This window comes from Pricia sp. (genome assembly GCF_041745955.1).
Taxonomy (GTDB): domain Bacteria; phylum Bacteroidota; class Bacteroidia; order Flavobacteriales; family Flavobacteriaceae; genus Pricia.
This window is the reverse complement of sequence record NZ_JBGTHY010000453.1, coordinates 1-9,439: the sequence shown is the minus strand read 5'-3', so window position 1 is coordinate 9,439 and position 9,439 is coordinate 1. Positions and strand designations below refer to the sequence as shown.

General features: G+C 43.9%; 8 protein-coding genes. 7 read left to right on the top strand and 1 reads right to left on the bottom strand.

The features are described from left to right. Positions 1-249 precede the first annotated feature (249 nt). The 7 genes from ACEW8S_RS16045 to ACEW8S_RS16015 all read left to right on the top strand — a co-directional run bounded on the left by ACEW8S_RS16045 (position 250) and on the right by ACEW8S_RS16015 (position 7,433). Positions 250-561: a hypothetical protein gene (locus ACEW8S_RS16045; protein ID WP_373519132.1), complete on the top strand. Its 312-nt coding sequence runs from the start codon at positions 250-252 to the stop codon at positions 559-561. Positions 562-660: 99 nt separating this feature from the next. Continuing rightward, positions 661-1,389: a class I SAM-dependent methyltransferase gene (locus ACEW8S_RS16040; protein WP_373519131.1), complete on the top strand. Its 729-nt coding sequence runs from the start codon at positions 661-663 to the stop codon at positions 1,387-1,389. A gap of 329 nt (positions 1,390-1,718) precedes the next feature. Then, complete coding sequence (locus tag ACEW8S_RS16035; RefSeq protein WP_373519130.1) at positions 1,719-2,240, top strand: RNA polymerase sigma factor; 522 nt, start codon at positions 1,719-1,721, stop codon at positions 2,238-2,240. Between the two features lies 1 nt (position 2,241). Then, positions 2,242-3,036, top strand: coding sequence for a HEAT repeat domain-containing protein (locus ACEW8S_RS16030; protein ID WP_373519129.1), 795 nt, complete (start codon positions 2,242-2,244; stop codon positions 3,034-3,036). Between the two features lie 64 nt (positions 3,037-3,100). After that, positions 3,101-3,850, top strand: a complete 750-nt coding sequence (locus tag ACEW8S_RS16025) for a DUF4097 domain-containing protein (protein WP_373519128.1) — start codon at positions 3,101-3,103, stop codon at positions 3,848-3,850. A 37-nt stretch (positions 3,851-3,887) separates the two neighbouring features. Further along, positions 3,888-4,601, top strand: a complete 714-nt coding sequence (locus ACEW8S_RS16020; protein ID WP_373519127.1) for a hypothetical protein — start codon at positions 3,888-3,890, stop codon at positions 4,599-4,601. A 168-nt stretch (positions 4,602-4,769) separates the two neighbouring features. Beyond that, complete coding sequence (locus ACEW8S_RS16015) at positions 4,770-7,433, top strand: DUF5916 domain-containing protein (protein WP_373519126.1); 2,664 nt, start codon at positions 4,770-4,772, stop codon at positions 7,431-7,433. A gap of 322 nt (positions 7,434-7,755) precedes the next feature. Here ACEW8S_RS16015 and ACEW8S_RS16010 read toward each other — a convergent pair whose 3' ends face one another. Then, positions 7,756-8,970, bottom strand: a complete 1,215-nt coding sequence (locus ACEW8S_RS16010; RefSeq protein ID WP_373519125.1) for a phage integrase SAM-like domain-containing protein — start codon at positions 8,968-8,970, stop codon at positions 7,756-7,758. Positions 8,971-9,439 lie beyond the last annotated feature (469 nt).

Below are 9,439 nucleotides of genomic sequence, written 5' to 3'. Positions count from 1 at the left end.
CTTCTCCCCTTTGATATAGGTAGGTGCGAAACCAAAACCCAAGATGGTGAACTGCACAGGCTTCCTTACGCCACTTTTCTCTCGGTTTGTCGTCAGTTTAAGTTTTGTCTTTAGGTACTTTGAGATTGCTCCCATCGTTGCCGTTGCATCACTTCTTCGTCTGGTATAAATACTGAAATCAGCAGCATAGCTGATTTTGCGTAACGAGCCATACACAAGAACGTTGAAAGTTCAAATAAACGATGAAAATTGGCTAAAAAAAGAACTCAACATATCATACAAGAGGATGAAGTTGAAATCGGACCATTTCAACTCCTTTTAATGTTTGGTGATTCCCGGGAAGAAGACATCCATCTTTTTACGCACTCCTTCTTTTGTGATTGTGGAGATGAAAATAGAAAACTGGTCAATTATAAAAGTTATATCAGCAATTTAAATGATGTGATTTTAAAAGGTTGGTGCAGCTCATGCAAGACAATTGCCATTAGGTATATTGAAACTGGTGAGCGACAAGGAATTGAGAAAGTTAGCGACAGGATTAGGAAACTTAATAAGAGCTAAAGTTCAAATAAAGGATGGGTGGAGATTACATATTTTGGGGTAGTGGAATCCCGCAACTAAGTTCAATTAAACGATACCCAAGTTAATAAGACAATCCGCATGACAAAGGAGTATGACCACATTACCGCCTTCCATTATTCGGCCTTCCGTCCCGCTTTACATTCACAGATCTTAAAGAAACACCTCGATGGGCATCAAAGTTATAGTATTGGATTGGATGTAGGGTCGGGTATTGGCCATTCCTCGATCGCCCTGGCAGGGTACTGTAAAAAAGTGGTAGGGGTGGAGCCCAGCAGGGAAATGTTAAGCAGATCCATGCTACACCCTCGCGTAGAATATGCCCATTATGATTGCAAACATCTTGATTTTGAAAAGGAATACTTTGATATAGTTACATTTGCAGGGTCACTTCACTATGCCAAGTCGGCACAGATGCTCGATGAAGTGATAAGGGTGAGTAAAAATGGCGCTAAATTAGTTATATACGACTTTGAACTGTTACTGGACGATATATTGGGGATGCTTGGGGCCGAAGGCAATATAGGGCAGAAACCCGAATATGATTTCCAAGTAGATTTTTCCGGATTGGAACGGAAAAATATTGAAACCGAACAGATGGAGAAAACATCGGTGACCGTGGAAATATGCACTCCAGACCTTACCCATTTGATATTGTCGTCAAAGGATAACTATCGGCCTCTTCTGAAACTCTTTGGGCCTAAAAATATTTATATCAAGGTCTTCCACAAGTTGAATTCAGTTCTGACCGGAGACATGGCAAAAATCAAGGCAATTACCTACACAACAATCTACAATGTGATGAAATGAAATGCTCAAAAATCTAAAAGAATTTATATCCGAACAATAGGTATGAGATCAAAAACAGTATTCCTAAAGTCTAAATAAACGATAATTACCACGGCTTTTCAAAGCCAAGCTTTAGGGCAACACAAAATAATTTCGACAAGCACCCGCCAGTATGTTTTTGAAATAACAACGAATCACTTCCAAAATGGTTGCAAGTCCCTACAACTTTACTCCTAAGGCTAGCTCGCTTCATCGCACTGCACGGGCAGCTGCGATTTTTTTATGCTCCGGTGTAACGTTTTGTAAATTCCGGACTATATACTATTGAACACCGACTAAAACATATGCTGTTGGAAGAACGGACCGACGAACAACTCATGGCAGAAGTGGCCAACGGAAATCTGGACCTGCTCAAGATCCTGTTCGAAAAGCACCATAGACATGTCTACAATTTTCTGTACAAAATGTCGGGGGACAAGATGTTGAGCGAGGATTTGACGCAAGATGTCTTCTACCAGATTATGAGGTATAAAACTTCCTACAACAACGGAACGTTCATCTCATGGCTGTTTACTATTGCCAGGAACAAACTAAAGACCCATTACAGAAGAAATAAAGATAACAGTGACAACCTGGATGCCCTTCGCTTCCAATTGGCGGAGAAGGAAAATCCCGATGAAAACTATATCCACTTGAACAAAGCCTTGGACAGACTTAGTGCTTCCGATCGTGAGATATTGGTGCTCAACCGGTTTCAGGAAATCAGGTACAAGGAAATCGCGGAAATTATCGGAAGTACGCCCGGAGCGGTAAGGACCGCGGCAAACCGGGCACTGAAAAGATTGAAAGTGATTTATCTGAAAAATATATAGGATGGAAAATACGCATGTTACGGCCTTGTTGCCCGAATATTTGGATGGCGTTCTGGAGGATGGCCAAGAAAAAATAGTCGAGGAGCACCTAAAGGATTGCCCTCTTTGTATCAAGGAGCTGCTTACATTGAAAAAGCTTTTTAAGGTTATGGAGGAGGATGTAGAGGTTCCTTCGGAACGTATGCGCATCCGATTTTTGGAGCAATTGGACCTTGAAAAACAATCCCTTGAAAAAACGGAATCCATCGGCCAAAATCCATCGAGAAAACATCCTTGGGCCAAGGATTTACTGAAGATAGCGGCAAGCGTACTCTTATTGGCCGGTGCCTATTTCGCCGGAAAATACCAATCCGAAGAAAAATCGAGCGGAGAGATCGCATCCCTCACAAAAGAAAGAATGGAATTCAAGCAGACTGCCGTGCTGTCGTTGTTGGAAAACGAGTCGGCCAGCAAACGTATCCACGGTGTCAATCTCATCGAAGCTTCTGCAGATCCGGATGAGGCCATCATAAAGGCATTGGGCAATAGAATGCTGTATGACGAGAATACGAACGTTCGGTCCATCGCCATAGAGGCACTATCAAAATTTACCGAATCCGAATCCGTTAAATCTGCCTTCTTAAAAGCCTTGGAAAAGGAGAAAAATCCGAGTATACAGATCGCCATTATCCAATTTTTGGTCGAAATACAGGAAAGCAAAGCGGTCGTCCCGATGAAAGATTTGCTGAACGCGGAAGGCACCCAACCCTTTATAAAAAAAGAAATTGCACAAATTTTATCCCGAAATATATTATAACCATGAGGAAAACGGACCATACCGGCCGGTAGTGAAGGTTATCCCTATTTAAAAAACGAAAACCATGAAGAAACTGATAATATTGTTTATAGGCCTTTGCACCTTGGGCATCCAAGCACAATCGGATTACAGCGAACCCTTGAACGGCGTCGATTGGGTCAAGATCGAATCGAATTCAGAGATTATCCTGAAAACCCATGACAAAGATGAGCTTCTGATCAAGGCGCTCGACCTTAAACCCGTACCTGATAAGGCCAGAGGGCTGAAGCTCGTCGGGGTGGGCGGCGAAGACAATACCGAGGTGGGCTTTAATGTGGTTCAGACCGGTAATAATTTGATCGTGCAGCATGTCAGAAAATCGGGCGGTGCCGAAATCTACCTTCCTAAATCCCAAAATGTGTCGGTGACCAACTCTTGGGACGGCGATATCCATATCGAGGGATTTACGGGCGAGGTCGAGGCCAACGCCAACCTTAACGGCGGATTGACCTTGGAAAAGGTTTCGGGACCAATTACGGCCTACTCCTTAAACCAAGATGTTCGGGTCGTATTTGACAATGTTAACCAAGATTCGTCCATCATTATCAGCACGACCAACGGCGAGATAGATGTGACGCTACCGGAGAAAACCGCTGCGGATCTCGAACTCAATTCTTGGAACGGTGATATCTACTCCAACTTTGATCTGAGCAGACCTGAAAAAAAAGGGCTCAAATCCATTGCGGGAAGAAAGGTAGAAGGCTCCATCAACGGTGGCGGTGTGGACATTACGCTGAAATCGACCAATGGAAATATTTACTTGAGAAAAAAATAATCGCTATCGAAATTCATCAATCAAAAGACGAACAATTATGAAAAATGCAATCATTACTGTTTTAATAGGTCTCATCGGCCTAACTGCCCATACACAAAAAATAATCGAAAAAACAATTGATTATAAGAAGCGGACCATCCTTCTAGACGTGAAATTCGCCTCCGAAATCGTAGTAAAGACCTGGGATAGCCCGACCGTATATTTTAAGGCCGATATTACCACCAAGGATGAAAAATATCTTGATTTATACCAACTAGACATCGATGAGAGCGACAGCAACATTAAAATCACCTCCGATGCAGAGCCGATGTTCAGATCCATTTGGAAGGATAAAAATCAAAATGGTTCCGGAGGCGAAAGGCACAACTTTTCTTCCGATGATGACTACACTTTCAATTACACGCTCTATGTTCCGAAAAACGCCAGCTTTAAAATCAGCAGCATCAATGGGAATTTGAAATCCGAAATCATTGAGGGTGATTTCACGGCGGATCTGATCAACGGGGACATCGATATCGAGAAGTACTCCGGAGATTTGGGCCTGAGCACCATTAACGGTGAAATCGACCTTAAAATTCATAATGCCACCCTCATAGCCGAGACCATCCACGGGAGCATCTACGCCGACAAAGGACTGAGTTTCAAATCGGAAAAACGCCATGTGGGGCAAAAAATCGAAGGTTCTTTCGAAGATGCCTCCAGCCAGTTACGTTTGAACACCATTAACGGAAATCTATACCTGAGATTATAGGGCTGCAGTTTTGGCACGGAAAGGACGGTCGCCGATTCCGAGCGCATATCGGACCAGGATATCCGGTGATTTAAGATTCTTGTGCCAGACATCTGTTAAAAAAACCTTTTCACTGTAACCGATTCCATTTTTCAGAGTCTTTCTAGTACATCAATCAAAATCAACAGTATGAAAGTCTTTTCTTTTGCCTTCTGCACATGTCTTCTCGTGCAGTTGATCGGTAGTGCCCAAGATTCTACTACGACAAAAACCACGACACTTCCCAAGAAACAGTACACTACCAAATTCCTGAACCAAACGGAGTCCCCCCAAATCGACGGTATCATCGATGATATCGGATGGAACCTAGTGGATTGGGAAAGCGGGTTTACCGAGCAGCGGCCCGACGAAAACACCCCGCCTGACCATCAAACGAAATTCAAGATCGTTTACGATGAGAAATTCCTGTACGTTGCGATACGCGCATTGGACAGTGAACCCGATAAAATCGAAAGACGGCTGTCGCGGCGCGACGGTTTTGAAGGGGACTGGGTCGCCATATTTATCGATAGCTATCACGACGAACGTACGGCCTTCGGTTTTATCGTCACCGCGGCAGGGGTCAAGGGAGACGTTTTCGAATCGAACAACGGCAGCAACGAAGACGATAGCTGGAACCCTATCTGGTACACCAAAACGAATATCGATGAAGAAGGATGGACAGCCGAGATGAAGATTCCCATGAGCCAAATAAAGTTCTCGAAGTCCAGCGAACTGGTGTGGGGATTGCAAATCATGCGACGCCTGTTCCGCGAAGAAGAGCGGTCGGTCTGGCAGCGCCTGCCGCAGGATACTCCCGGGTTCGTCAGTGAATTCGGATTATTAAGGGGATTGATCAATCTCGAACCCCAAAAGCAACTGGAAATCCAGCCCTACGGAGTCGCCAAACTGGAAAGTTTCGAGGCGGAAGAGGGAAACCCGTTCCGGGATGGACGCGATAGTCAACTGACCGTCGGCCTCGATGCCAAGGTCGGCATTACCAACGACCTGACCTTGGATCTGACCATCAATCCCGATTTCGGACAGGTGGAGGCCGATCCATCCGCTATTGCTCTAGATGGATTTCAGATATTCTTCAGGGAACAACGTCCGTTTTTCGTGGAAAACAAGAATATATTCGACTATCAGGTTTCGCGTTCCGAGGCCGGAAATACCTTCGGTTCCGACAACCTTTTCTATTCGCGCCGTATCGGTCGTAGTCCGCAAGGCTTTCCCGATACGGCGGACGAGGAGTTTGTGGACCAGCCCGAGAACACTCCCATCTTGGGAGCCGCTAAATTCAGCGGAAAGACCGAGAGCGGTTGGTCCATCGGTGTTCTAGAAAGTGTAACGGCCCGGCGCAACGCAGTTATCGATAACGGTACCGAACAAAGAAAAGAAATCGTCGAACCGCTGACCAATTATTTTGTAGGTAGGCTGCAGAAAGATTTTAACGATCAAAAAACCTTTGTCGGCGGCATTTTTACGGCGACCAACCGGGACCGGCTTTCCGAAAATGTCGACTTTCTGCATCGCGCGGCCTACACCGGCGGACTGGATTTCAAACACCAATGGAACGAGCGGGACTGGTACGCCGGCGGCAATGTGATTTTTAGCCGTGTCGACGGCAGCACTACTTCCATCCAGAGCACGCAGGAATCCATTACCCATCTTTTTCAAAGGGCCGGTGCCGAACATGTTTCGGTCGATACGACCCGCACCTCCCTGACCGGCACCGGGGGCAACCTGCAATTGGGAAAGGTAGGCAACGGCCATTGGAAATTCGAAACGGGGGCCACTTGGCGTTCCCCCGAACTGGAGCTGAACGATGTCGGTTTTCAGCGGCAGGCCGACGACATCCGCCATTATACCTGGGTCGGCTACCAGACCCTCAAACCGGATAGCATCTTTCGCCAGGTCGGCATCAACTATAACCACTGGAGCGTGTGGGATTTTGCGGGAAACCACAACAGCCTACAGTTCAATACGAACAGTTGGCAAAACTGGAAAAACAACTGGTTCTCGAACTTGGGCGTTACAGTGCAGCCCGAACAATACTCGAACTTCGCATTGCGCGGGGGACCCAGGTTGCGCCTGTCACCGGAAATCAGTTTTTTCAACGGGGTGGAATCCGATGGCCGAAAAAAACTACAGCTCAGCTATTTTCACAACGGTAGCAGGGCGACCGACAACTCGTACAATAATTACAACGCAGAATTCGGGATTTCGTACCAGCCTTTCAACGCGCTGCGCCTTTCGGCCTCGCCCGCCTACAGCATCAACAATGACAAGCTACAGTTTGTGGACAATATCGACCTGGCCGGGGAAACCACTTATTTGAACGGCACCGTCGACCAGCGTACGCTGAGCATGTCGCTTCGGCTGAACTATACGATCAACCCCAATCTAACGATACAATATTGGGGGCAGCCTTTCATCTCCCGAGGAAGATATTCTGATTTCAAGGAAGTCAGTACCCCTTTGGCCAAAAAATTCGACGATAGAATCTTGCGCTATACGGGCAATCAAATATCCCTATCGGATGACACTTACTCCGTAGACCGAAATCTTGACGGTATCACCGACTTTAGTTTCAACAATCCTGATTTTTCGTTCGTACAGTTCCAATCCAACCTGGTCGTGCGCTGGGAATACATTCCCGGATCGGAAATCTTTCTAGTCTGGTCACAGGATGTCTCAGGGGATGGAAATCCGCAAAACAAACTGTTTGACAGTTTGGGCAATACGATTTTCGGGGATGACAAACCGCAGAACATCTTTTTGATCAAGGCGACCTACCGGTTTATACTATAATTTTGTTCAGATCGAAAAAAAAAGGTCGAACCAGGCAGACCACCGTTCACAGGTAATTTTAAGGATGCTATCTTGCTTCCTTACTTACATGCTTTGTTGAAAGGTATTTGGGAAATCGGACGGTATTTTTAGGGAGTCTATGGCCCGGAGACCAGGTTTTATGTAATGCAATAATTTCTATTGATTGTCTTTACTGCTAGAACTGAAAAGTTCAAATTAACCATAGTTCTGAAACCGGTAGAGGGGGGTGGAATCCCGCAACTCAAAAGTTTAAATAAACGATGAATTCCTAAACCTTAGGATTTTTTATGCTGAGATTATATCATATCTCCAACCGTTCCTGATATTCATCCATGATATGTGTCGGCAAGTTTTTGATATAGATTTCGGTCGTTTGAAGTTTACTATGGCCCAGCATTTTACTCAATGCGTTAATCGGGACATCATCCAATATCAAGTTCGTTGCCATTGAATGTCGGCTTACGTAGCTTGTCAGGCGTTCTTCGATCTCACATAGAATGGCAATCTCCCTTAAGCGTTTGTTGTATCGCTTTCTTTCCCATTGTACATCATGAAACTGATCTTTAATCTGCTCTCTTCGTATTATCGGAAAAATAAAATCATCCTTAGACTTGTCTTCTAAATAATAGTTTAAAATAGATATTAATTGCTTTGTTACTTTAATGTCATACGGCCTCGCAGTTTTCTGCCTCGAATATTGAATTCGACCGTCTACAATAGAACCTACCTTTAAGTATGCCATATCTATAAATGATATGCCATTCATTAAATAAGAGCACAAAAAATAATTTCTAGCATGAAATAATGGATTATCCGATTCTAGCTTCAGATCAAGAATTCGTTTAATTTTATCTTTACTAATTGCCCTTTTCGCCGTTGGTTGTGATTTTATCTTATATTTCTTAAAAGGATAATAGTCAGCTGACACAATTCCCTGATGAATTGCTTTGTTATAAATAGCCCTAATAGTCCTCATATACATTGACAAACCATTTACACTATTCCCTTTTTTAAAATGGGACGTTTCAAAACGTTTTAAATAGTTGTATGATATTTCCTCAAACCTAAGATTTGCCTTCTTATTAAACTTCTTTAGCGCACCCATTGCACTTTTATATGCTCTAGCATTCCCAAAACGTTTGGCCTCTTCCATCTCATCTATTAATTGTTGGCCGTACTCAAAAAACAAAATTGATTTGTTAGACTTGGTAAGAATATTTTTTAGATCTGTTATGCTCAAGGCTTCCAAACTCGAATTTTCTTCCAATGAATTAATACCATCCCTTAGGTCGGTTTTCTTCTTCATCAAAAGATTATTTAGACGGGCAACAGATGAGACTCCGTTATAGGTTCTTTTGATCTCACGATTCTTTTCGTTCCAATATTCCGGCGGAACAGCAAAACCTGTTGTTATGGAGATAGTCTTTCGATGATGGCTCAATCTAAAAATAATGGGGCACATTCCGTCTTTTCGCTTCCGCCTTTTATCCATCGAAAGTGTAATGTTCGTTTTCATCTTTTAAAGATATAAAAATTTGCACTCAATTTGCACTCAAAATAACGTATCATATGGTTTTATATGAATCTATAAAAATCTTAAGCAACTGTTTTACAGTACAATTAATCCTTTTTCAATTCATAAAGAACCAATAATCGGACGCCTTCTAAGCAGGCGGTCCTAGGTTCGAATCCTAGTGCCATCACAAGAACTTAACTGGATAGGACGTCCACACCTAAAGTTGGGATGGTCCTAGTTATTACCGACGCTTCGTGGTAATCACGATCACTATGCTCTTGAAAAGCTGCCCTATTTATTGAAAGCCCTCCTTTTCAATTCAGCCCTATTCACTTCACCCACTCCAAACTATTCCTCAGAATCATTTGGTAGGCCTCAAGCCCGTGCGCCCTTTCATCGTGCCCCAGCGTATTCCCGACAATTTTTGCCTTTGGATGTTTTACGATCCAGACGGTAGGATATTCTTCGC

Bases quoted from the DNA above. Each gene is read 5' to 3' on its own strand.
- ACEW8S_RS16030 (WP_373519129.1), top strand. From the start codon at position 2,242: ATGGAAAATACGCATGTTACGGCCTTGTTGCCCGAATATTTGGATGGC.
- ACEW8S_RS16025 (WP_373519128.1), top strand. From the start codon at position 3,101: ATGAAGAAACTGATAATATTGTTTATAGGCCTTTGCACCTTGGGCATC.
- ACEW8S_RS16020 (WP_373519127.1), top strand. From the start codon at position 3,888: ATGAAAAATGCAATCATTACTGTTTTAATAGGTCTCATCGGCCTAACT.
- ACEW8S_RS16040 (WP_373519131.1), top strand. From the start codon at position 661: ATGACAAAGGAGTATGACCACATTACCGCCTTCCATTATTCGGCCTTC.
- ACEW8S_RS16010 (WP_373519125.1), bottom strand. From the start codon at position 8,970: ATGAAAACGAACATTACACTTTCGATGGATAAAAGGCGGAAGCGAAAA.
- ACEW8S_RS16015 (WP_373519126.1), top strand. From the start codon at position 4,770: ATGAAAGTCTTTTCTTTTGCCTTCTGCACATGTCTTCTCGTGCAGTTG.